The sequence below is a fragment of the Kitasatospora sp. NPDC006697 genome, from assembly GCF_042869935.1.
Taxonomy (GTDB): Bacteria; Actinomycetota; Actinomycetes; order Streptomycetales; family Streptomycetaceae; genus Kitasatospora.
Window position 1 is genome coordinate 1 of record NZ_JBIAGU010000049.1, and the last position, 21,819, is coordinate 21,819.

At 70.9% G+C, this 21,819-nt stretch carries 19 protein-coding genes and 1 pseudogene; 11 read left to right on the forward strand and 9 right to left on the reverse strand.

Annotated elements, in window-relative coordinates; translation table 11 throughout:
• Positions 1–89: 89 nt before the first annotated feature.
• Positions 90–782, reverse strand: coding sequence for a hypothetical protein (locus ACFYNO_RS39350; RefSeq protein ID WP_388023087.1), 693 nt, complete (start codon positions 780–782; stop codon positions 90–92).
• Positions 783–1,082: 300 nt separating this feature from the next.
• Here ACFYNO_RS39350 and ACFYNO_RS39355 point away from each other — a divergent pair, with 300 nt between their 5' ends.
• On the forward strand, positions 1,083–1,433 hold the full coding sequence (locus tag ACFYNO_RS39355) for a hypothetical protein (RefSeq protein WP_388023155.1): 351 nt from the start codon (positions 1,083–1,085) through the stop codon (positions 1,431–1,433).
• Between the two features lie 134 nt (positions 1,434–1,567).
• On the opposite strand, the gene ACFYNO_RS39360 is transcribed toward ACFYNO_RS39355, so the two are convergent.
• Positions 1,568–2,164, reverse strand: coding sequence for a TetR/AcrR family transcriptional regulator (locus ACFYNO_RS39360; protein ID WP_388023090.1), 597 nt, complete (start codon positions 2,162–2,164; stop codon positions 1,568–1,570).
• 65 nt (positions 2,165–2,229) lie between these two features.
• Between ACFYNO_RS39360 and ACFYNO_RS39365 the strand changes: the two genes are divergently transcribed.
• The 4 genes from ACFYNO_RS39365 to ACFYNO_RS39380 all read left to right on the forward strand — a co-directional run bounded on the left by ACFYNO_RS39365 (position 2,230) and on the right by ACFYNO_RS39380 (position 5,140).
• Positions 2,230–3,108: an NAD(P)H-binding protein gene (locus tag ACFYNO_RS39365; protein WP_388023093.1), complete on the forward strand. Its 879-nt coding sequence runs from the start codon at positions 2,230–2,232 to the stop codon at positions 3,106–3,108.
• 125 nt (positions 3,109–3,233) lie between these two features.
• Positions 3,234–3,494, forward strand: coding sequence for a hypothetical protein (locus ACFYNO_RS39370; protein WP_388023095.1), 261 nt, complete (start codon positions 3,234–3,236; stop codon positions 3,492–3,494).
• A gap of 14 nt (positions 3,495–3,508) precedes the next feature.
• Entirely contained in the window at positions 3,509–4,048 is a 540-nt protein-coding gene (locus ACFYNO_RS39375; RefSeq protein ID WP_388023097.1) for a hypothetical protein, read from the forward strand.
• 273 nt (positions 4,049–4,321) lie between these two features.
• Entirely contained in the window at positions 4,322–5,140 is an 819-nt protein-coding gene (locus tag ACFYNO_RS39380) for a phosphotransferase family protein (RefSeq protein WP_388023100.1), read from the forward strand.
• Positions 5,141–5,194: 54 nt separating this feature from the next.
• On the opposite strand, the gene ACFYNO_RS39385 is transcribed toward ACFYNO_RS39380, so the two are convergent.
• Complete coding sequence (locus tag ACFYNO_RS39385; RefSeq protein WP_388023103.1) at positions 5,195–5,461, reverse strand: hypothetical protein; 267 nt, start codon at positions 5,459–5,461, stop codon at positions 5,195–5,197.
• On the opposite strand from ACFYNO_RS39385, the pseudogene ACFYNO_RS39390 reads away from it, so the two are divergent.
• A pseudogene (locus tag ACFYNO_RS39390) lies at positions 5,393–5,542 on the forward strand (SMI1/KNR4 family protein); the annotation flags it as partial. The gene ACFYNO_RS39385 and the pseudogene ACFYNO_RS39390 overlap by 69 nt on opposite strands.
• A gap of 78 nt (positions 5,543–5,620) precedes the next feature.
• Here the strand turns inward: ACFYNO_RS39390 and ACFYNO_RS39395 are convergent.
• Both ACFYNO_RS39395 and ACFYNO_RS39400 read right to left on the reverse strand, forming a co-directional pair.
• Positions 5,621–6,544: an RNA polymerase sigma-70 factor gene (locus tag ACFYNO_RS39395; RefSeq protein WP_388023106.1), complete on the reverse strand. Its 924-nt coding sequence runs from the start codon at positions 6,542–6,544 to the stop codon at positions 5,621–5,623.
• Between the two features lie 46 nt (positions 6,545–6,590).
• A complete protein-coding gene (locus ACFYNO_RS39400) occupies positions 6,591–7,067 on the reverse strand; it encodes a carboxymuconolactone decarboxylase family protein (protein WP_388023109.1) in 477 nt (158 codons plus the stop codon).
• Positions 7,068–7,700: 633 nt separating this feature from the next.
• On the opposite strand from ACFYNO_RS39400, the gene ACFYNO_RS39405 reads away from it, so the two are divergent.
• Positions 7,701–12,683 carry a SpaA isopeptide-forming pilin-related protein gene (locus ACFYNO_RS39405; protein ID WP_388023111.1) on the forward strand — a complete coding sequence of 1,661 codons (4,983 nt, stop codon included), beginning with the start codon at positions 7,701–7,703 and terminating at the stop codon, positions 12,681–12,683.
• Between the two features lie 97 nt (positions 12,684–12,780).
• Positions 12,781–13,566, forward strand: coding sequence for a hypothetical protein (locus ACFYNO_RS39410; RefSeq protein WP_388023114.1), 786 nt, complete (start codon positions 12,781–12,783; stop codon positions 13,564–13,566).
• 16 nt (positions 13,567–13,582) lie between these two features.
• Here ACFYNO_RS39410 and ACFYNO_RS39415 read toward each other — a convergent pair whose 3' ends face one another.
• On the reverse strand, positions 13,583–14,935 hold the full coding sequence (locus ACFYNO_RS39415; RefSeq protein ID WP_388023117.1) for a nitrous oxide reductase family maturation protein NosD: 1,353 nt from the start codon (positions 14,933–14,935) through the stop codon (positions 13,583–13,585).
• A 505-nt stretch (positions 14,936–15,440) separates the two neighbouring features.
• Here ACFYNO_RS39415 and ACFYNO_RS39420 point away from each other — a divergent pair.
• Complete coding sequence (locus ACFYNO_RS39420) at positions 15,441–16,913, forward strand: hypothetical protein (protein WP_388023119.1); 1,473 nt, start codon at positions 15,441–15,443, stop codon at positions 16,911–16,913.
• Positions 16,914–16,949: 36 nt separating this feature from the next.
• Here ACFYNO_RS39420 and ACFYNO_RS39425 read toward each other — a convergent pair whose 3' ends face one another.
• Positions 16,950–17,822 (reverse strand): aldo/keto reductase family oxidoreductase, encoded by an 873-nt coding sequence (locus tag ACFYNO_RS39425; RefSeq protein WP_388023121.1) that lies wholly within the window; start codon positions 17,820–17,822, stop codon positions 16,950–16,952.
• Positions 17,823–17,961: 139 nt separating this feature from the next.
• Between ACFYNO_RS39425 and ACFYNO_RS39430 the strand changes: the two genes are divergently transcribed.
• Positions 17,962–18,399: a winged helix-turn-helix transcriptional regulator gene (locus tag ACFYNO_RS39430; protein ID WP_388023157.1), complete on the forward strand. Its 438-nt coding sequence runs from the start codon at positions 17,962–17,964 to the stop codon at positions 18,397–18,399.
• Between the two features lie 117 nt (positions 18,400–18,516).
• Here ACFYNO_RS39430 and ACFYNO_RS39435 read toward each other — a convergent pair whose 3' ends face one another.
• Complete coding sequence (locus ACFYNO_RS39435) at positions 18,517–18,822, reverse strand: hypothetical protein (RefSeq protein WP_388023124.1); 306 nt, start codon at positions 18,820–18,822, stop codon at positions 18,517–18,519.
• A gap of 396 nt (positions 18,823–19,218) precedes the next feature.
• On the opposite strand from ACFYNO_RS39435, the gene ACFYNO_RS39440 reads away from it, so the two are divergent.
• The gene (locus ACFYNO_RS39440; protein WP_388023126.1) at positions 19,219–19,623 is read left to right on the forward strand and encodes a hypothetical protein; all 405 of its coding nucleotides are present in this window, start codon (positions 19,219–19,221) and stop codon (positions 19,621–19,623) included.
• A 385-nt stretch (positions 19,624–20,008) separates the two neighbouring features.
• On the opposite strand, the gene ACFYNO_RS39445 is transcribed toward ACFYNO_RS39440, so the two are convergent.
• Positions 20,009–21,817, reverse strand: a complete 1,809-nt coding sequence (locus ACFYNO_RS39445; RefSeq protein ID WP_388023128.1) for a phosphodiester glycosidase family protein — start codon at positions 21,815–21,817, stop codon at positions 20,009–20,011.
• Between the last annotated feature and the right edge of the window lie 2 nt (positions 21,818–21,819).

The following is a 21,819-nucleotide window of genomic DNA, read 5'->3' on the forward strand; positions in this document are numbered from 1 at the left end:
CTGAGCCCGCACGCAAAGCGCGTCCGTACTACGAGCGGCCAAACCCCTGCCACGAGCCCGTCACAGGGCAAACGTTGCTTGATGCGGCACTAGAATCCGCGGCTGAGCATGGTCGACCAGGGGAGCAGGCGGATGTCCGAGCGGCAGCAGGAGCACAGCGAAGGACCGCCGGACGGGGTCGAGGAAGCCGCGGGTATCGACGGCCGGGCCGCCTGGACCGCCCGGCTCGCCGGGCCCAGGGGGCGGTTGGCCGCGGTCGCCGCAGGGGCGCTGGCCTTGGTCGCAGTGGCCGGCTGGCTGGCGGTGGACGCGAGTTCCACTACGGCCCCCCGCCACGGGGCCGTCCCCGCCGCCACCTCAACGGCGCCCTCGGCTGCCGCGTCCAGCCCATCGGCCCCGGCGTCCGCGGCGTCCTCTGCGAGCGCAGAGCCGTCGGCCCCGCCCACCGCTGCGCCGTCGGCCTCGCCGGCGGCCGACGGCGCTGTGCCGACCGCCGCCGCTTCGGCACCGCCCACCCGGCCCGCCGCGTCGGTCCGGGCCACCCCGCGCACTGCGCGGCCGAGCAGCACACCGCAGCCTGCGCACGCCAGCCCGACTCCCGGCCCCGCGGCCACCCCGCTGTGGGACATCACGCCCAGGCCCTGCGGCAGCGCCTGCACTACCGGCGGGACCCCGGCCGGGCCGGCGCCGTGCCCGCCGGGCTCGTTGAACCAGTACCCGCCATGCGATCCGGTCCGCAGCGGCATCCCGATCCCCCAGCCCGCTCCGTCGTCCAGCTTCACGCCGCAGTCCGTACCGTCGCAGGTACCCCTCGTGCCCTGACACCGGCCGCAGCAAGCGTTGAGGGCGGTGACCGTCTCCACTTCACCCCTTCCGTCTTCACCGCCTTCATCGCCACCCTCAGGAGAGCCCACCTCCCCATCACTGGCCTCCGAGGGCGGTGGCCGCGCCGCGGACCAGGTCGGTGGCTGCGGTGCGGGGTCAGGCGGCGCGGCAGGCGGCGGGTCAGTCGGCGGGTCAGGTGGCGCGGGCTGGGCAGGGGGCGTGGGAACGAGCGCTGCTGCTTGATCGTCATCACTGACATGTCGTCAGTTCTGATCCTTGGAATCGATCCACACGCAGTGCCTGGCATGGACGGGGATGTCATCCGCGCGGCCCTCGACCAGGAACTGACACGGTTCGGCGAACACGCCGTCGACGCGTCCATGGCGCTGATCGCCTTGGACGAGTCGGCCGAGTCCACGATGGTGACCGCGCTGTCCGAGCGTGAGTGGGACGTCGTCGTCATCGGCGGCGGAATCCGTAAACCGGAACCACTCCTGCCGCTGTTCGAGCAGGTCGTGAACCTTGTCCGACGGCATGCACCGAGGGCCGCGATCGCGTTCAACACCAGTGGAGGCGACAGCGTCGAAGCGGCCAAGCGGTGGCTGTGAATTCGGGCTGGGCTGGCAGCTCGACGCAGGAGACAGACCACCTGTTCCCCCTGTCATCGGCCCGTTCACATTCCCCACCGGCGGCCACCTGACGGGAAGTCACCTGGCCGCGCCTCCTTCACCTTCGTCGCCTGTCACCGCAGTTGGCTGAATGCCTGGTCGGCGTCGGCTACGGCCTCGGGGTGGACGTCGCGGGCGGTTCGACCGTCGGCGATCTTCTGCCAGTTGGCCCGGGCGAGCACCCGCTGGATCGCGAGTACCTGGGCGGCTCGCACGCGTGCCTGGATGCCTTCGCCGAGGGCGTGTGCCAGTGCCTCTTCGTCTTCGAGCTGGTACCGCATGAGTCGTCCAGCCAGGCTCGGGGTGGTGAACACCAGCCGGTGGAACGCCACTACCTGCGGATGATCGTTGAGGCCGGTGACGGGGTCGTAGCGGTCGAGGGCGGCCCGGAAGTGCCGGTGCAGTGCCGCTACCGGCTTGATTCCGGACTCGCGGTCCCGTACGACGCGAGCCGCCTCGCCCTGGTGGTCCGCGAAGCGGTGCAGTACCAGGTCTTCCTTGGTGGGGAAGTACCGGAAGAGGGTCGGCTTGGAGATCTCGGCGGCCGCGGCGATGTCGTTGACCGAGACGCGGTCGAAGCCGTGCTCCAGGAACAGCGAGACGGCCGCGTCGGCAATGGCATCGCGCGTCCGCTCCTTCTTGCGGGCCCGCAGGCCCGTTGGCTCGCTCATTTGACCACCGTAACATCAACATAACCGGGTTGCATTTTTAACCGAGTAACGTTTCTATGGGTGGCATGACTCAGACAGACAGTTCTCCCGTACTCGTGACCGGGGCGACGGGCCGGGTCGGCCGGGGCGTCATCGACCAACTCCTCGACGCGGGCCTGCCGGTCCGTGCCCTCACCCGTGGTTCGGAGGCAGCTGCGACGCTGCCGGCGAAGGTCGAGGTCTTCACCGGCGACCTCACCGTGCCCGACTCGCTCGACCCGGCATTGGACGGCGCTGCTGCGGTCTTCCTCCTCTGGACCGCTCCGCCCCAGACCGCCGCCGAAGTCGTGGCGCGGCTGGCAGCCCACGTGCGTCGTGTCGTCTTCCTCTCCTCCCCGCACCAGACGCCGCACCCCTTCTTCCAGCAGCCCAATCCCATGGCGGCCTTGCACGCCGACATCGAGCGGCTCATCGCGGCCACCGGGCTCGAGTCGACGATCATCCGGCCGGGGATGTTCGCGTCCAACTCGCTGGCCTGGTGGGCGCCCGCGATCCGCGCGGGCGAGGTCGTCCGGTGGCCTTGCGGCGCCGCCGAGTCAGCACCGGTCGATGAGCGCGACATCGCAGCCGTCGCGGCGCGGACGCTCCATCAGGACGGATACGTCGGTGGAGACTACGTTCTGACGGGCCCCGAGTCGCTGACCCAGGCCGCGCAGGTGGGCGTCATCGGTGACGTCCTGGGGCGCCGGATCGCGTTCGAGGAGATGACGCCGGACGAGTTCCGAAGGCTGTCGGAGGGTACGGCGCCCAGTTCCGTCGTCGACATGCTGCTCGCCGCGTGGAGCGCGGCGGTCGGGCAGCCGGCGTACGTCACCACTGCGGTGGCCGACATCCTCGGGACGCCGCCCCGAACGTTTCGCCAGTGGGCCGTCGACCACGCCGGCGCGTTCGCGAAGGATTCGTAGCCACGTCGGCGCGGCCTGTGCCCCCGGCCTCCGCCTGCGCGACCTGCCGGGCGCTCGGGCACGGGAGGCTCGGGCCGACAGGAGGCGACTCGTCCCGAGCCGGCAACGGACCCTTCGTCACCGACGTGAACCCGGTGCCGGTCGGCTTCGACGACTACGAGTCCCAGTCCGGGATCAACGGCCTGGCCTTCGGCAGCTGGGTCAACCTGCTCGAGAAGGACTTCGCCACCGCGATCGTCCAGTTCGAGCGGACCGCGGGCGCGGCCGGTGCCCTGCCCAACGGAGGGCCGACGCCGAAGCGGCCACGTGGCGCCGAACGCGTGACGTCCCGGTACGCACACCTCCCGGGGCCGTTGGACCGGGTGGGGCGAAGGCGAAGAAGCTGATCCGAGGGGAAGCCGTGGCAGAGGACGCACGCGAGCACGCCGAGCAGCTGCTCGCCGCACTGGACGCGCTGGACATCGCCTGGCAGCCCGACGCGGTGGCCGACGACGAGGTGCGGGCGGTGATGCTGGCCACCGCGCTGCTCGGCGCGGCCGAGGCCCACTTGGTCGGCGCCGAGATCGACGCCTTCGGAGCCGGCGCCGACGTGGAGGCGCTGCGCACCGCCTACAGCCCGGTGCGCGAGGAGGTCGTCGCCACCGCGATGCCGCCCGGAACCGAGACCGACCCGCAGCGCCTTCTGCTGACGGTGCGCGCCGCGATGCTGCTCGACGACCTGGCCCGCGCGGCCGGCCCCGACCAGGAACACCCGGACAGCGAGAGCCTGGCCGCCGCCCGCGACGCCCAGGCCGTCGTCTCCGCCCTCCTCGCCTACCACTACGGACCCGACCTCGGCCCGGACCAGGTGCCGCAGCGCGAGTCCCTCTCCCTCGCCGTCGGCCTGCTGCGCCAACTGGCCGGGCGCCTCGCACTCCTCGCCCGCGACCAGACCGACTGACTCGGCCCGACGCCGAACACGCCGAACACAGTGCCCGCGGCCACTACCGCCGGGCTGTGTCCGCTGTGCCCAGGGGGCCCTCAACCCGATCGAGTGCGGCGCGATGTGACGGACTCGCAAGGCTCCGAGCCCCGGGTACGCATTGAGCACGGCTACCGGTCGCGCCGGGTGGTGACGAGCCGGCCGTTGGAGAGGCGGTGGTCGAGTCGGGGCCGCCCTCTTTTCCGTGCTACGGCGGCGGTGCGTTCGCGGCTGCTGAGAGGATTGCGTCTCATGACTTCCGTTCCGTGGAGTACTCACGCTGTCGACCTGCGGTCCGACAGCGTCATCAAGAGGTTCCGGCCTGAGGGCAGTGGCAAGTGCGAGCGCGAATGGCGTGCGCTGACGCTGCTGGCCGCCCACGCACCAGGGTTGGCCCCCGTCCCTCAGAGCGTGGATCTTGCGGCGACGGGGCCGGTGGTGGCGATGTCGCGCCTGCCGGGTGAGCCGCTGCGGGGAAAGTCGCTCAGCAATCAGCAGCTCAGGGCTCTGGCGGCGGCAGTGAGCGAGCTGTATGCGTCCGTGCCGGCGGATGTTCTGGCGGAGGTCCCCGTCCGGCCCGGCCAGCAGCATCAGCTCATCGCTCAGATTCGCTCCTGGGCGCCGCAGGTTCGTCCGCGAGTCAGTGAGGCGATAGGGGAGAGCATGGACCACGGCCTCGAGTGGCTCGCCCGTTCAGGCATGGAACGAGTCGGCGGACCGGACATCCCGATGGTTTTCGGCCCGGGGGACGGCAATCTCGCCAACTATCTGTGGGACGGCACTCGCGTGCGGGTTGTCGACTTCGAGGACTCCGGTCTCAGCGACCGGCCTTTCGAGCTGGCGGAGATCACGGAACATGCGGCCAGCTGGGTGGGCCCTCCACTCGACAGCGAAGCGTTCCTGAATCTGTTCGACCTGAACTCTGCCGAACGTACGCGGCTGTTGGAATGTCGCAGGCTGCTGGCGCTCGTGTGGTTGTTCCTCTTGTCCTTCGACGATCCCCAGCACCCTCGCAACCCGCCGGGAACGGCCGAGCGGCAAGCCGTCCGGCTGTCCCGGCTTCTCGCTTGAGGACACACGCTTGGTCGACCTTCCGAGCGGGGACTGATCACGCGGTGGGGGCTTTCAGCGCGCGGGGAAGGTGGGCGCCCTTTTCCGGACCAGTAAGTGATCTTGTAGCTGAGGTCCGTTCGGCCGAGCCACAGGCTGCGCTTCGTGAACCGATTCGATGAGGTCGTGGCGACGTTCTGGAACAGCGGCGACTTCGGCGTCCACGAGCCTTTGACGGACGAGATGGTGCAGGAGGCCGAGCGTAGGCTCGGTGTGAGACTGCCGCTGGCGCTGCTTGACCTCCTTCGGGTTCAGAACGGCGTCGTCGTGGGGGATGGTCACGACGCGTTTCCCACCAGCCAGCCGACCTCGTGGAGCGAAGACCACGTGCCCTTCGACCACCTGATGGGGATCGGGCGCGACGAGCGGGCTACCTCGTTGCTCGACACTCCGTACCTGGTTGAGGAGTGGGGCCTGCCGACGCCGCTCGTGCTTGCGCGGTCATTCCGCCGAGCGGCGGGACTCCCTGAACTCGCGGGAGACCTCCCACGCGTCCCCGACCGGGCCGACGTGGCCCAGCTTGTCGGGGTTGAGCACGAAGCGGATCGTCTGGATCTGCCCGTCCAGCACGTCGAGCGCCAGAGTCTGCAGCACCTTGCCGTCCCGGTCGCGGAAGATCGCGCCCGGCTGGCCGTTGATCTCGTGGGCCTCGGTCGTGAGTCCGATGCGGGCCAACTCGGGGAAGACGGCGGCAAGCAGGCGCGCCACCTTGTCGGCGCCCATGACCGCTCTGGCCAGCTGCGGGGCCTTGCCGCCGCCGTCGCCGACCATGGAGACGTCGGCGGCGAGCAACTGCTGCAGACCGAGGACGTCGCCCTCGCGGAGGGCTTCGAAGAACCGCGTCGCCAATTCCTCCCGCTCCCGGCGGTCGGCCTCGAAGCGGGGGCTGCCGGCGCTCATATGACGCCTCGCCCGCACTGCGAGCTGGCGGCACGCGTCTTCCGAGCGGCCGACCGCAGAGGCGACTTCGGGGAAGCCGAAGTCGAAGACCTCGCGGAGCACGAAGACCGCACGCTCGAGCGGGCTGAGCCTCTCCAGCAGCAGGAGCGCTGCCGTCGACACGGAGTCGGCCAGCTCCGCCGAGCGCTCCGGGTCCTCATAGGGGTCAGCGAGCAGCGGCTCTGGAAACCACGGCCCGACGTACTCCTCCCGCCGGACCCGGGCCGAGCGCAGCACGTCGATCGAGATCCGGGTCACCACGGCGGAGAGGAAGGACTTGACCGAAGTCGGCTGCGTCGGCGAGGCCTCGAAGCGCAGCCAGGTCTCCTGGACCGCATCCTCGGCCTCGCTGACGCTGCCCAGGATCCGGTAGGCGATGGAGAACAGCAGCGGCCGCAGCTCCGTGAACTCCTCGACCTTGCTCATTCCTTGGCCCTCTCCGTCTCCCGATGATCATCCGAGCCGCTGACGTTCAGTGCAACTGCCCGGCGACGTAGTCGCCGGCGCACGGCTGGCGGGTGATGATGTTCATCCGGTTCACCATGTTCATGAATGCGATGTGGATCACCAACGCGGTGAGCTGCTCGGCGTCGAAGTGCTCGGCGGCGTTGGCCCACACCTCGTCACTGACGCCCTCGGCTGCGTCCGCGACCCGGGTCCCCTCCTCCGCGAGCGCCAGCGCGGCCCGCTCGGCCTCGCCGAAGACGGTGGCCTCCCTCCACGCCGCCACGAGAGCCAGCTTCACCGGGCTCACGTCGGCGGCGATGGCCTCCTTGGCGTGCATGTCGAGGCAGACGGCGCAGCCGTTGATCTGGCTCACGCGCGTGGACACCAGCTCCTGCAGGCTGGTGGGCAGCCCCGATTCCCGGATCACCTTGCCCGCGGACATGAAGTACTTCAGGGCCTTGCCGGAGACGGGAGCGGCGAAGAAGTCGAGTCGCGCGTCCATGGTGTGTTCCTCCGTGCTCGTGAGTGGGTTACACCCCCGAGACGAGACAGCCGGCCGCTCAGTGACACGTCCGAATGTGACGTGGATCACCACGATGTTCGCACTGCCGAAGAACTGGCCTTCTGCCGCTGGTCGAGCTGCTCGGCTGGGCCCGCGACGGTGTGCCCGTCTACGGCAGCGGCAGCGGCAGCTTCACCGCTTACGGCGGCCCTGAGGTCCTGACCCTCCCACCGCCGAGGGCCCGGTGAACAGGTCCTGTCACGAACGATCCCCGGTGCTCAAGGCTTGGACGCCCGAGGTCGGCCGGACCCCCGCTCCGGAGCCTGGCCACCGGACCCGCGCAGCCGTTCAGGGCAGCGCCCGCTGGGCCGATCGGCCGAGCGGGTTCCACCGGGCGATGGAAAACGTGCGCCGAGCGGGCGATCTCGGCATCCGCCTCCGACGCGCCATCTCGGGTCTCGTGCACTTTCTCTTTATCAGCTCTCCATAAGTGAAGAAAGCACGAGGACATTGCGCACAGACCCACCCCGGCAGGCCGTTCCGGCCGGCCCGCCGGAACACAGGCCATCGCGCTGGTGGCGGCCCCTCATCGGGTCAGAGCCGCCGACCAGCGGCGGCGCACCGGCGCCGCCCGTGCAACCGTCCGGGTCCGCGGTCACCTGGTGGGGCCGGACGCCCCGTCGGCTCGCGGCCACACTCGCCGCGCTGGCCGTCGCCGGCGGCTACCTGACGATCCATTCGCACCCGGCCCGGGCCGCGGCGGGCGACGGGTCGGTCACCGTCCGGGTGGTCCGCGCGGTCGACAACACCGGCGTGTACACCCCCGTGCTGGAACCGGGCCTGTCCGGCGTCACCGTCAACCTCACCGACGACGCCGGCACCACCATCAGCGGCACCACCGCCGCCGACGGCACCGTCACCCTGAGACCGGCGAGCAGCGGTCTCACCGGCGGCAAGTACCGCGTCCAGGTGATCAACCCCAAGCCCGGTATCTTCTACTCCGCCTTCGCCTCCCGGCAGGGCCTGTCCGGCGCGCCCAACCAGCTCAGCAGCACGGAGGAGTTCGTCGACCTCTCCGGCGGCAAGAACGTCTCCTACACCACCGCGCTGTGGAACCCGGACGACTACTGCCAGAAGAACGCGCCGCTGGTCACCGCGTGCGTGCGCGGCGATGTGAACCCGACGGAGCCGGGCACCGCCCGGACGCTGCTGACCTTCCCCTACAACGCGCGCGGTGTCGAGAACCAGACCACCAACATCGCCACCAAGGCGCAGACCGGTGCGCTGTACGGCATCGGGTACAGCAAGCAGAAGAAGTGGATCTTCAGCGGCGCCCACGCGCACCGCGCCTCGGGGTACGGTCCGTCCGGGCCGGGTGCCGTCTACCTGACCGATCGCGCGACCAACGCGACGTCCTTGTTCACCACCGTTCCCAACGCCGGGACCACGGTCCACAACTTCGCCGTGGACATGGACCTCGGGTTCGCTCCAGCCGTCGCCAAGGAGGCCCTGGGCGACGTGGAGGTGTCGGACGACGGCGCCGACCTCTATGTGGTCAACCTGAACGACCGGAAGCTGTACCGGTACGACGCGACGAACCGGACCGCGTCCGCGCCGAAGGCGAGCTACGACATCCCCGGCCCGGACAGCCCGTGCCCTGCCGCCGGTGACTGGCGGCCCTACGGCCTGGGGATCCAGGACGGCGTCGTCTACGTGGGCGGAGTCTGCTCCGGCGAGTCGACGCAGAAAAAGGCGGACCTGCGCGCCGTCGTGCGGACCTTCGACCCGGCCGCGGGCACCTTCGGGTCCGTGATCCTGGACCAGCGGCTGGACTACCCCCGCCTGCGGTCCAACCGCGACTCGGTCTGCCCGGGGGCGGGCTGGTACCCCTGGCAGGACAAGCTCCCCACCTCGCAGGACGGCATCGCCTCGTGCGGGCCGGGCAACATCGCCAACCCGGAGCCCATGCTCGCGGACATCGTGGTCGACACCGACGGCGCCCTGATCCTGAGCTTCCGCGACCGGTACACCGACCAGATCGGACTGAACCAGCAGTACATGGCCGGCAGCGGCCTGCTGGCCTCCCCGGCCTCCGGCGGAGCCCTGAGCCGGGCGTGCCCGGGGGCGAACGGCATGTTCGTCATGTACGAGAACGGCGGCTGCGGAAACACCAGCGGCACGCGCGGCGGCGGGTTCTACGACCAGCACCGCAGCGAGTTCCACAACAACGCCCTGTACTCGGGCATCGCCCTGTCCAAGGTCGAGACCACGATCGCCAGCTCCGCGATCGACCCCACGGACGCCATCTTCACCGGCGGCACCGCCTGGACCAACCGCGACGGCAGCCGCGCCACCGGGCTCGGCAACCAGTTGACGACCACCTTCGGCAAGGGCGGCTCGATGGCCGACCTGGAGGTGCTCTGCGACCTGGCGCCGCTTCAGATCGGCAACCGGGTCTGGTACGACGTCAGGAAGAGCGGCTTGCAGGACCCGGGCGACCCGGTGGTGGTCGGCGCCACCGTCCACCTGTACGACGCCGGCGGCACCCGCGTCGGCACCATGAAGACCACCGCGCGCGGCGAGTACTACTTCGACGACTCCAACGTGACCGGCGGCCTGAAGCCGAACACCGCCTACACCATCAAGCTCGACAACCCCGCCGACTACGCCGCGGGCGGCCCGCTGTACCAGTGGGTCCCCACCACGGCTCACGTCGGCACCAACCCGTACATCGACAGCGACGGCACGGTGCCCGCCGGCGCGGCCTACCCGCAGACGTCGCTCACCACCGGCGGCCCCGGCCAGAACAACCACACCTACGACTTCGGCTTCGTGCAGCCGGAGGGACGGGTCGGCGTGGTCAAGCAGGACCCGGGCGGCAGACCGCTGGCCGGCGCCACCTTCCAGCTGTGGAAGGACGCCGTCGGCGGCACGGGCAGCAAGGTCGGCGCGCCCTGTACGACGGGGGCGGACGGCGTCTGCTCGGCCACCGTGCCACTGGGCACCTACTACTGGGAGGAGACCCAGGCACCGCCGGACTACGCGCTGCCGAACCCGCCGGTCTTCGGGCCGCTGGTGCTGACCATGGACAACTACCGGCAGGGCATCAGCACCGTCGCCACCGACCAGTTGCACACCGGAGCGGTGAGCGTGGTCAAGCAGGACCCGAAGGGCAATCCGCTGGCGGGAGCGGTGTTCCAGCTCTGGCACGGCTCGGTGGGCGGTAGCGGCAGCAAGGTCGGCGACCCCTGTACGACGGGCGCGGACGGAGTCTGCTCGGCCACTGTGCCGATCGGAACCTACTACTGGGAGGAGACCCGGGCGCCGGCCGGCTTCGACCTTCCCGACCCGGCCGTCTTCGGCCCGCTCGTGCTCACCAGCGCCAACTACCAGCAGGGCGTGCGGGTGACGGCCGTCGACCCGGTCCAGACCGGCAGGGTTTCGGTGCTCAAGCAGGACCCGAAGGGCAACCCGCTGGCCGGGGCGGTGTTCCAGCTCTGGCAGGGCTCGGTCGGCGGCAGCGGCAGCAAGGTCGGCACCCCGTGCACCACGGGAGCCGACGGCCTCTGCTCCACCACCGTGCCGCTGGGTACCTACTTCTGGGAGGAGACCGAGGCTCCGGCCGGTTTCGACCTGCCTACCCCGGCCGTCTTCGGACCGCTGGTGCTCACCAGCGCCAACCACCTCCAAGGCGTCAGCACCACCGCCGTCGACCAGCCGCAGACCGGCAAGGTCTCCGTGCTCAAGCAGGACCCGAAGGGCAACCCGCTGGCCGGGGCGGTCTTCCAGCTCTGGCGCGGTTCGGTCGGCGACACGAAGGTGGGCACGCCCTGCACCACGGGCACGGACGGGCTCTGCTCCGAGACCGTCCCGCTGGGTACCTACTTCTGGGAGGAGACCCTGGCTCCGGCGGGCTTCGACCTGCCTACCCCGGCCGTCTTCGGGCCGCTGGTGCTCACCAGTGCGAACCACCTCCAGGGCGTCAGCACCACAGCGGTCGACCCCGTCCAGACCGGCAGGGTTTCGGTACTCAAGGAGGACCCGAAGGGCAACCCGCTGGCCGGGGCGGTGTTCCAGCTCTGGCGTGACGCGGTCGGTGGCACGGGCAGCAAGGTCGGTGCCCCCTGCACCACGGGCATGGACGGGCTTTGCTCCGAGACCGTCCCGCTGGGCACTTACTTCTGGGAGGAGACCCAGGCGCCGGCGGGCTTCGACCTGCCCGACCCGGCCGTCTTCGGACCGCTCACCCTGACCCCCGACAACCACCTCCAGGGCCTGACGGCGACCGCCGTCGACCAGCCGCAGACCGGCAAGGTCTCCGTGCTCAAGCACGACCCCGCCGGGAAGCCGCTGGCGGGCGCGGTCTTCCAGCTCTGGAAGGACGCGGTCGGTGGCACGGGCAGCAAGGTCGGTGCCCCCTGCACCACGGGAGCCGACGGGCTCTGCACCGAGACCGTCCCCCTCGGCGCCTACTTCTGGGAGGAGACCCATGCGCCGGCGGGCTTCGACCTGCCCGACCCGGCCGTCTTCGGCCCGCTCGTCCTCACCAGCGCCAACCACCTCCAGGGCGTCAGCACCACAGCGGTCGACCCCGTCCAGACCGGCAGGGTCTCCGTGCTCAAGGAGGACCCGAAGGGCAACCCGCTGGCCGGGGCGGTGTTCCAGCTCTGGCGTGACGCGGTCGGTGGCAGCGGCAGCAAGGTCGGCGCCCCCTGCACCACGGGCATGGACGGGCTTTGCTCCGAGACCGTCCCGCTGGGCACTTACTTCTGGGAGGAGACCCAGGCGCCGGCCGGCTTCGAGCTTCCCAATCCGGCCGTCTTCGGACCGCTCGTCCTCACCAGCGCCAACCACCTCCAGGGCCTGACGGCGACCGCCGTCGACCAGCCGCAGACCGGTCGGGTGAGCGTGGTCAAGCACGACCCCGCCGGAAAGCCCCTGGCCGGGGCGGTCTTCCAGCTCTGGAAGGACGCGGTCGGTGGCACGGGCAGCAAGGTCGGTGCCCCCTGCACCACGGGAGCCGACGGCCTCTGCGCCGAGACTGTCCCGCTCGGCACCTACTACTGGGAGGAAACCCAGGCACCGGCCGGCTACGACCTGCCTACCCCGGCCGTCTTCGGCCCGCTGGTGCTCACCAGTGCCAACCACCTCCAGGGTGTCGGCACCACCGCCGTCGACCAGCCGAAGCCGGGCTGGGTGCACCTGCTCAAGCGGGACCGGGACACCCACCAGGCGCTGGCCGGCGCGGTGTTCCAGCTCTGGCGGCAGGCGGCCGGCGGCGACGAGAAGGTGGGCGAGCCGTGCACCACCGGCTCCGATGGGGTGTGCGCCTTCGGACCGCTGCCCACCGGCGACTACTTCGCCCGGGAGCTACAGGCGCCGGTCGGCCACCGGCTGCCGGCCGACCCGGTCACCCGGCTGCGGATCACCGCCTCCGGTCCCGAGCAGGCGCCGACCGTGATCGTGGACAACGAGAAGGTCCCGCCCGTCCCGCCGCTGCCGAACACCGGCTCCCCGGTCCTGTTGCCCGGGATCCTCGCCGGCGCCCTGCTGCTGGTCGGCGGCGCCCTGGTCGGCATCGGCCGAACCGCTCGAAGGAGGTCCTCGCGGCGCTGACGCCGCGTCAACCGTGAACACCTGCGCCGTGGGGCGGGTGGGCCGCCGGCCCGCCCGCCCCACGGCCGCGCCCCGCCCGTACGAGGAGTTCTCCCCAATGTCAGCTCGTCCACCCCGGCGCCGGGTGCGCCGCCGCGCCGCCCTGCTGACGGGTGGCGCCGTGCTCGTCACCGCGGCGGCGGCTGCCGCCCTGCTCGGTTTCCGCTCTCCCGCCGACCCGTCCCGCCCGGTCACCGGGGACGAGGCCGAACAACTCTCGCTCTCCCGGCTGACCACCTACGAGGCCAGCCCCGCCCGGGTGACGGTGACCGTCCCGGGGCCGCAGGGCAGCACTCGAGTCGAGGGGCTGGTCGACTACCGGGCCCAGCACGCCGTGGGCGCCTACACCGACGGGCTCGGCGGCTCCGGCCTGCTGGTCTGGGACCGGGCCGGCCTCGGCGTGGCGCCGGACCGCAGCCGGCCCGACCCGGCCACCGCAGCCGACCCGGCCCGCGCGGCGGCCGGCCTGCCGACCACCTCGTGGTCCCCCCGCTCCTACACCACCGACCCGCTCGACCTCGCGCTGCGGCTGACCATGGCCCTGGGCGCCGACCGGCCCGACAACGCCCAGCTGCTCGCCCAGTCCGGGGCCCGCCGACTGCGCGAGGAGTCCCTGGACGGGCACCGGTACACCGTCTTCGCCGGTCCACTGCCGCGCGCCGCGGCGGACCGGGCGCCCGGGGCCGAGGCCACGGCGCACCTGACCTACTGGGTGGACCGGGACGGCGTCCTGCGTCGCGCCGAGGCCCAGCTGCCCGGTCTGCGGCAGCCGCTCGCCATCGAGCTGACCGGGCGCCAGGTGGCCGAGCAGGTGCCGGCGGCGCCGTGGCAGGGCATCGGCTGACCAGGCGGCGCGCGGGTCAGCCTGCGCTCCGGCCTCCTTGCGCGGTCGCCTGCCCGGCCCCTTGTCCGCTGGCGGTCGGCAGCGGGTAGGCGGACGGGTCCACCGGTCCCGGCAGGTCCACCGCGGGTCCGGCCGGGGCGCCGGTGTCCGCCAGACCGGGCTGGTCCGGCGGGGCGGGCAGGTCGCGGAACGAGACACCGGGCGGGGCCGTCACCGGGGCGGCGCGGTCGGGGACCTGGGCGCAGTCGGGTGCCGTGCCGAAGCAGTTGCCGGAGCCCGCGGGCGCGTCGAGCACCTGGTCCACGCCGTTGCCGGTCACGGTGTTGCCGGTGATCCGGTTGTCCCGCGCGGGGTGGCCCTGGACGTCGGTGACCAGCACGCCGGCGGCCGTGTTGCCGCTGATCAGGTTGCGGGTCACCAGGTTGCCGGTGCCGCCGCCGATGCCGATGCCGATGCCGAAGGCGCCGTCGGCCTGTTCGGGGCTGTCCGGGTCGTTGTCCTCCGCGATCACGTTGCCCGCCAGCACCGCGCCGTGCTGTGGGGAGAGCGCCTCGACGTCGTTGGAGTCGACGGTCACCCCGACCCGGTTGGCCACCGCCCGGTTGCCCAGCAGGTAGAGGTCCTCGGAGGCGTTGGTGACCTCGATGCCGACGGCGTTGTGCGCGACCTCGTTGCCGCGCACCAGGGTCTGGCACGGGCGGCACTGGCCGACGTAGATGCCGGAGTCGGCCTGGCCGGAGGCGTAGGAGTCCTCGATCACCCCGGCGTGCGCGTCGAAGGCGTAGATGCCGTAGAGCGCGTTGCCGTAAGCGGTCACCTTCGAGGCCCGGAAGCCGTTGAGCGGCGGGAACCTGACGGTGTCCAGCGGGTTGTAGGCGGAGCCGCCGGCGCCGTGCTGCTGCAGGCGCTGGTCGGTCACACCGGTGAAGAGCACGCCGTTGGCGAGGTGGTGGCGGACCGTCAGGTTCTCCACCACCGACTGCGCGCCGGTCACCGTGATGCCGTTGGCACGCCGGAACTCGCCGTCCACGACCACGCCGGACCGGTCGGTGCCGCGCAGCACCACCCGGGCGGTGCGGATCGTCACGCTCTCCCGGTAGACACCCGGGTGGACCAGTACCAGGTCACCCGGACGGGCGGCGTCCACCGCCGCCTGGATTGACGGGTAGGCCCCGGGAACCTGCAGTACGGCGGCCGGTCCAGGCGGCGCCGCACCCGCACGGGCCGCCTGTCCCGCGCAGCCGCTGACGGCCGCCAGTACCGCGCCGACCAGCAGCGCCACCGCCGCACGCACCCGCCGCCGGGGCGGCCGTCCGCCCCGGCGGGGGTGGACGCCGACCGGGCGGGGCTGGAAGAGAGGAGTTCGCATGGTTCCGTGTCTACCGGGCCGCTCCCGCCCGGGCGAACGGCGCAGAGCGCGGAGAGGTGGCGAGCAGGCCCACCCTGTCTGCTCAGGCCGATGCAGCGTCGCTCCGTTCTCGGCGCCAGCTGGCGGGGCCCGTAGGTGCGGGCTCGGGCGGTGGTGGTCATCGTGGTGAACTCCCTCGTCGTCGTGGTCCGAAGCGGGGGCTCGTCGGAGTACCGGCTGCTGGAGACCCGCCACAGCCGCAGCATCGCCTCGGCCGCGGTGTCGCCCTCCCGCCGCCACCGGGCGCCGGTGGCGGCGGCCACTCGGATTTCTGGCCGACCACAGGGTCGCTGGGCCGGTGTGGTCATCGGCTCGGCCCATGCCCGGGTGGGTGACGGTCGAGCCGCTGTCCGTGCCTGTGGCGATGCCCTGTCGCTTCCCGCGGTGGCCGGCGCACCCCCGAAGCGGCCGCCGTGGTTGTCCGCCCGGCGGCGTCGCATAGAAGCCCGCCTGGCATGCTGGCCGCATGGATGCTGACGCTCTGACTCCGGTTCACCTCGACAAGGTGATGGACGGGTTGGCGATGAATTCCGCCCTGCCAGCTTCCATGGTTCGGCGGCTATTCGCATGGCGGCGGGGCATGGGAAAGGTGGCGAAGCGTCCGGACCTTACCGAGGACATGATCGCCGAGATCATCACGATCGACGACCACTGGCTCCTGCACAGCCTTGCGCTCAACGACCGGCTGCCGGACCGGTTCCGTATCCGACTGGCCTCCCATCGGGACGGGGCGGTGCGGGCCGCGCTCGTTATCCACGCCGCGACCGCACCACGGGAGATGCTGGAGCAGCTCGTCGAGGATCCCGATCGACGGGTCCGTGAGTACCTGGCTCAGGGCCACCACACACCGCCCGACCTCCGGGCCCGCCTCGCCGCCGACTCAGACCCGGCTATCCGCGCCGCGCTGGCGAAGCACTGGCCACAAGCACCGGAGGCGGTCCGCCGGCTCCTGCTGACCGATCCCGAGGCCAAGGTCCGCGCTGCGGCCTGTTCGACCTACTACGCGCATAGGCCGCATCCGATACCGCCCTCGGACCTACTGCCGGCGCTGTTGGCGGACCCGGTGACTCGGGCGGGCGCGGTCATTCACGCCGTTCTCGACGCGGACACCCTCCAGCGGCTCGCCGCGGATCCGGACAGCGAGGTTCGCGCCGCGCTTGCCCGGCATCCTGACCTGCCGCCGCCAGCCCGCGAGGCCCTTGCGGTCGATCCGGCCTTGAGCGTCCGTGTGAAGGTCTTCGCCCGGCCGGACACGCCCGAGCACGTGCGGGCGCAGATCCACGCCTCGGGCCACGAGCTGTCGCGCTCGACGGCTGATCCGGACCCTGACGCGGACGACGAAACGGTCCTGCAGTGGTTCCAGAACGAGTTCGCACCCACCGAACTGTGGCTCCTGCGGCTGCCCTGGGTGACGGCCGATCCGCTGCCGCACATCGACTCGCCCTACGTCAGCTTCCGAGTCTCCGCGGCCGCCAGCAAGGCCCTTCCCGCCAATGCGGTGGCCCGACTTCTCGACGACGAGGAAGAGATGGTCCGCCTCACCATGGCGCACACCGCCCCGCACCTGGTCGATCCCGCGACCGCCGAGAGCATCGAGCGCCGCTACCGCCGACGGGACAAGTTCACGTTCTGGTGGGACAAGGAGGAGGTTCTGACGTTCCCGCCGGCGACTCTGCGCCGCTTCGCCACCGACCCTGAGCCCCGACTCCGCTCCTTCGCGCCCCGCGATCCGGATCTGCCCTCGGAACTCGCGGAGAAGCTGGCCGCCGACCCCGAAGACCGCGTCCGCCGCATGGTCGCGCCCCACCGCAACCTCCCGTTCCAATCCCTGCTCCGTCTCCTCGCTGACCCCTCGGAGAGCGTCGCAGAAGCCGCCGGGGCATCACCGCTCCTTCCGGGCGAGCACATGGAATGGCTGCTGAACCGGGCGGGTCTGTAGCCGCCGTGGCTTGTAGGCCGTTCAGTTGAGGAGTGTTCAGCGGCCGATGTCGTCCAGCTCGGTCAAGTCCTCATGCGAGAGGGAGAGTCCCGTGCCGGCGATGTTCTCGCGAAGGTGCGCTGTCGATGACGTGCCGGGGATGAGCAGGATGTTCGGTGAACGCTGCAGCAGCCAGGCCAGTGCGACGGACATCCGTGTCGCCTTCAACCGAGCGGCGACCGCCGAGAGCGCCGAGGACTGAAGCGGGGTGAAGCCCCCGAGGGGGAAGAAGGGCACGTACGCGACGCCTTCGGTGGCGAGCCGGTCGATGAGCTTGTCGTCGTGGCGGTGGGCGAGGTTGTACATGTTCTGCACGCACACGATCGGCGCGATGCTCTGTGCCTCGGTGATCTGCTCCTCGGTGGCGTTGCTGACCCCGAGATGGCGGATCAGGCCCTGCTGCTGGAGTTCCACGAGCGTCTCGAACGCCTCGGCGAGCGAGCCGGACTGGGGGCCTTCGGCGTTGCCGAGCCGGAGGTTGACCAGGTCGAGTACGTCGAGCTGGAGGGACTTGAGGTTGTCGTGGACCTGGCGGCGCAGGTCTTCGGGTCGCCGGGCCGTGGGCCAGCCACCCTGTTCGTCGCGGGTCGCGCCCACCTTGGTCACGATGTGCAGCGACTCGGGATAGGGGTGCAGTGCCTCGCGGATCAACTCGTTGGTGATGCGCGGCCCGTAGGCGTCGCTCGTGTCGATGTGGGTGATGCCGAGGCCGACCGCTTCACGCAGAACGGCCAGGGCCCCCTCGCGATCGGTGGGCGGCCCCATGACCCACGGGCCGGCCAGTTGCATGGCGCCGTAGCCGAACCGGGTGACGGTCAAGTCACCCAAAGTCCAGGTGCCGCCAGGAAGAGAGAGGGAGGGTGTGCTCATCTTGTTGCCTTTCGTCGTGCATTGGGGGTGGCGCCTGCTGCCTCCCTGCATCAGCATTGGAGAGAAACTTCCTATCGGGAAGTAGGCACTTCAGAGTGCGTAACCCACCCATCGGTGAGAAGGTCGATCAGTGACGACGATGAAGGCGGCCCAGAAGAGGGCCCAGGCCAAGGTGGAGTACGACGCGTTCCTGGCTGGGTGCCCCAGCCGGCAGCTGCTCGACCGGATCTCGGACAAGTGGGTCGTCCTGATCCTGTGTGCGCTGGGCGGCGACACCGGCCCTGGCCAGCCCGGTGCAGCACACGCGGACGCTCCGAAGGCGATGCGCTACTCCGAGATCTCTCGCCTTCTGGCCGGAGTCAGCCAGAAGATGCTGACCCAGACGCTACGGTCGCTGGAGCACGATGGCCTGCTCACCCGTACCGTGACCCCAACCGTCCCTGTCACCGTCTCCTACGAGCTGACCGACCTCGGCCTCTCGCTCCACCACATGACGCGCGGGCTCAGAAACTGGGCGCAAACACACATGGCCGAGGTTCTCGCAAACCGTGAGAAGCACGACGCTCGCACCTCCTGACGACTCACATCCAGCCGTCCAACAGCTCTGGGTTCAGGGTCTGTGATGGGCGGCGTGCCGGGGCAGGGGGCCGTAAGCTCCCGCAGAAGTCGCCGCAGCCTCGGCAGGCCCAGTCGGTCAGCGCGCGGCGAGGTGGCGAGAGATCTGCTCGACCGCGTCGAGCTGGGTGGTGGTGAGACGTCGGGCTTCCCAGATGACGGCGGCCACGTCGGTGGCCCCTGAGTGGAGCGGCGGCAGGTCGTCCGGCAGGCAGACGCGGCCGAGCGCCGCGAGGTCGGCGGCGGGGTTGCCGAGCAGGCCCGCGAAGCCGGCGACCAGCTCGGGGGTCACTTCAACGGTGCCGCGGCCGATGCCGCCGATGGTGGATGCCGACAGGTAGATCCGCCCGCCGGTCACCGCGTGCAGGGCCTTGGCCGTGCACATCCAGTTGAGGTTCCGGTTGTGCGTGAGTTGCAGGAGTAGATCAATCGCCTCAAAAGGCAGAGCGCCGTGGCCACGCGATACGACAAGCTCGCGATCCGCTATGAGCCGACCGTCCTCGTCGCGGCCATCAACGAGTGGCTGTGACCACAAGGATGTCGACGTGCTTGGCCAGCGTGTCACAGAGGGTGTTGAGCAGGCCTCGGTGGCCTGCAGGTTCGCGTGGGTCTGTAGCCCCCCGTGGGCGAGTTCCGTGCCGCGCGCGTGCTGGTGCCCACCATCGGCGGCGCACCGCAGGCAGGAGAACTCGGGGGCATCCGATGGCTGTTCGCCTTCTCCGGCCAGGCGAGCCTGGACCGGTTCAGCCTGGCGTGGGGGAGGGGGAGCGAGGTGCCCTGAATGAGGGTGAACCGGTGGCGGCTGCTGGAGGTGGCCGTACCGGCCTTGGGGGTACCGGGCAGGGTGGCGGCGGATGTGGCCGGGCCGGTGACGGGCCTTCCCGGGTTCGGCCTCGACGGGGCGCAGTACACAGGCCACTGCCAGGAGGTGGCACCCGAGGCCCTGGCCAGGCACCACCGGCTCTACTACGAGCGGAACTTTCCCGACGCCCGCGTCCGACGGCAGTGGTTGCTCCCCGAAGACGACTTCCGAGGCGACGGTCCCCGCCGCTTCTACACTGTCACGGTGCACCAATGGTGGCTCCTGGACATCGAACGCTGGCTCGTGGACAAGTACGACCAGCGCATCCACGTACCACTGGAAGCGATCGCCGACCACGGCATCGAGGAACACCGGGCGCCGTGACAGCGCCGGCCGCTGCCCCTCTCGTACGAGTACCGCCCGACAGCACCCAGCAGCGCCTCTTCACCGCCATTCTCGCCCGAACCGAAGGGGGGTGTGGACGGCTTGCGCGGCGCCGGACACATCGGACCAGGTCCTGGAGTCCCCGTGGCGCCTCCAGGACCTGATACAGGCCTGGACCGGCGAATGCCCCACCTGCAGAGGCGATTTGCCCACGACACGCCAGCTGACGCCTTCCACCGGATCACCGGCATCGAACCCACCGACGCCACCGCCATCCGCTCGCCACGCTCGGAGACCGGCGGGGCGTCCGCTCAGTGGAGCCGACGCCCTGTTGCTGAATGGCCGACAGCCCTGTGGTGCCACAGGGCTGTCGGGTGTGGTCAGGTCACTTCTTCACGGCCACCAGTGCGTTGGGGAGGTGGCGCTCGTACGGGCTGTTCTGGTTCGGGGTACCCCAGTCGTCCATCGGGTTGTTGTAGAGGACGCCGTTCATGATCAGGGCGGTGTCACCGCCGCAGCCCATGGAGAGGGCCTGCTTGGCGCCCAGCCACTGCATCAGCTTGGCCGTCTCCAGGAAGGACATGCCGATGCTGGTGTTCGCGTCGCGGCCGTCGACGGTGACCATCTGGACCTTGCCGTCGGCCGTGATGCCGACCAGGGTCCGGGGGTGGCGCTCGGCCGACCAGTTGTTGAGGTCGCCGTTGTCGCCGAACATGCCGTTGGCCTTGACGTTGAGGTAGATCTGGCCGTCGCGGAGGAGGGACGGGCCGCAGCCTCCGGCGACGACGCCCAGGTCGGAGTTGGTGATGGACTTCCCGGTCGGGGTGTCCAGGATGTCCGCGGACGGCGTGAGCCGGGTGCCGGTGGCCTGGTACTTCTGCAGCCAGGCCGCACTGGTGCCGAGGCCCTGCAGGACGATCTGTCCCGGTGGGATCTGGTCGCCGGGCGTGTGGACCTTCTGAACCACCCAGTTGGCGTCGAGGAGCAGTTCGAACTGCTGCGTGTACCCGTTGGCCGTGGTGAGGGCCGGCGACTTGACCGGCGTGTTCGTGCTCCACTCCGACCTGATGACCGTGAGGTCGTTCTTGTTGGTACAGGGGTAGTAGCGGTGCGCCGCCGCCTCGGCGGCGGTGGTGCTCTCGAAGCCGCAGCCGATGATGTAGCCCGGCGGACGGTTGATGCCGAAGACCGTGGTCGGGTCGGGCTGGTGGGTGACGGGGTCGGTCGCGGTCACCTTCATCGTGGTGGAGACCTCGCCGATCCGGGCGGGGACGATCGCGCCGTTCGGGTCGGCCGGGTCCTTGCCGTTCAGCACCAGGGCGCTTCGGCCGTTGCTGGCCTCGCTGTAGATGCCGTCGCCGCGCACCTGGATGCCCTGGACGTCGCCGGTGTAGCCGTCCGGGGCGGGCACCCCCGGCTCGTACTGGCCCTGAACGCCGTCGGACGCGTTGATCCCGACCATGGCGCCGCTCGCACCGACCAGCTGTCGCAGGGTGTCCGGGTTGGCGACGGTCCCGCCGAAGGTGGTCTGGAGGTTGTACTTCGCCGGGTCGATGGTGACCACCCGGACCGCCCAGGGGCCGGTGGACGGGCGCCCGTCGTTGGCGTCGTAGAGCACCCGGGCGGTGTAGGGGACGGTCTTGCCGGCCGAGTCGACGTGGCTGCCCAGCTTTCCGGCGGCGACGAAGGCAGCGGCGTCGGCCTTCGTCGGGAAGGGCCCGATGCGGACCGCCCAGCCCACGGACTGGCCGGTCGCCGGGATGTCGCCGTTCCAGCCGCCGGCGGGGGCGGAGATCTGCAGGGTGTGGGCCTGCCCCGCCAGCGTGGGCACGTTGGTGAGGAGGCGGGCCAGCTGGTTCGTCGCGTCGTCCTGCGAGGCCAGGACGGTGTCGCTGCCCCAGTCGTAGTCGAGTGACAGTGTCCAGTGGTCACCGGCCGCGTCGCCGTACGGCGTGCCCGACGGGAAGCCCTGGGTGTAGGCCCGGTAGGTGATGCCGTCGGCGATCTGCTGCGGGCCGTCCTGCGGGTAGGCCACGGTCCAGGTCTTCGAGTCGGCCGGGTTGTACTGGCCGATCGGCATCTGACTCGCCGGCAGGGTGGCTGCGGGGGTGTCGGCGAAGGAGGCCGTCGACACGGTGGCGGGGAGCAGGCCGAGCGCCAGAATGGCGGGTAGGAGGGGGCGGACCTTGCGCATGT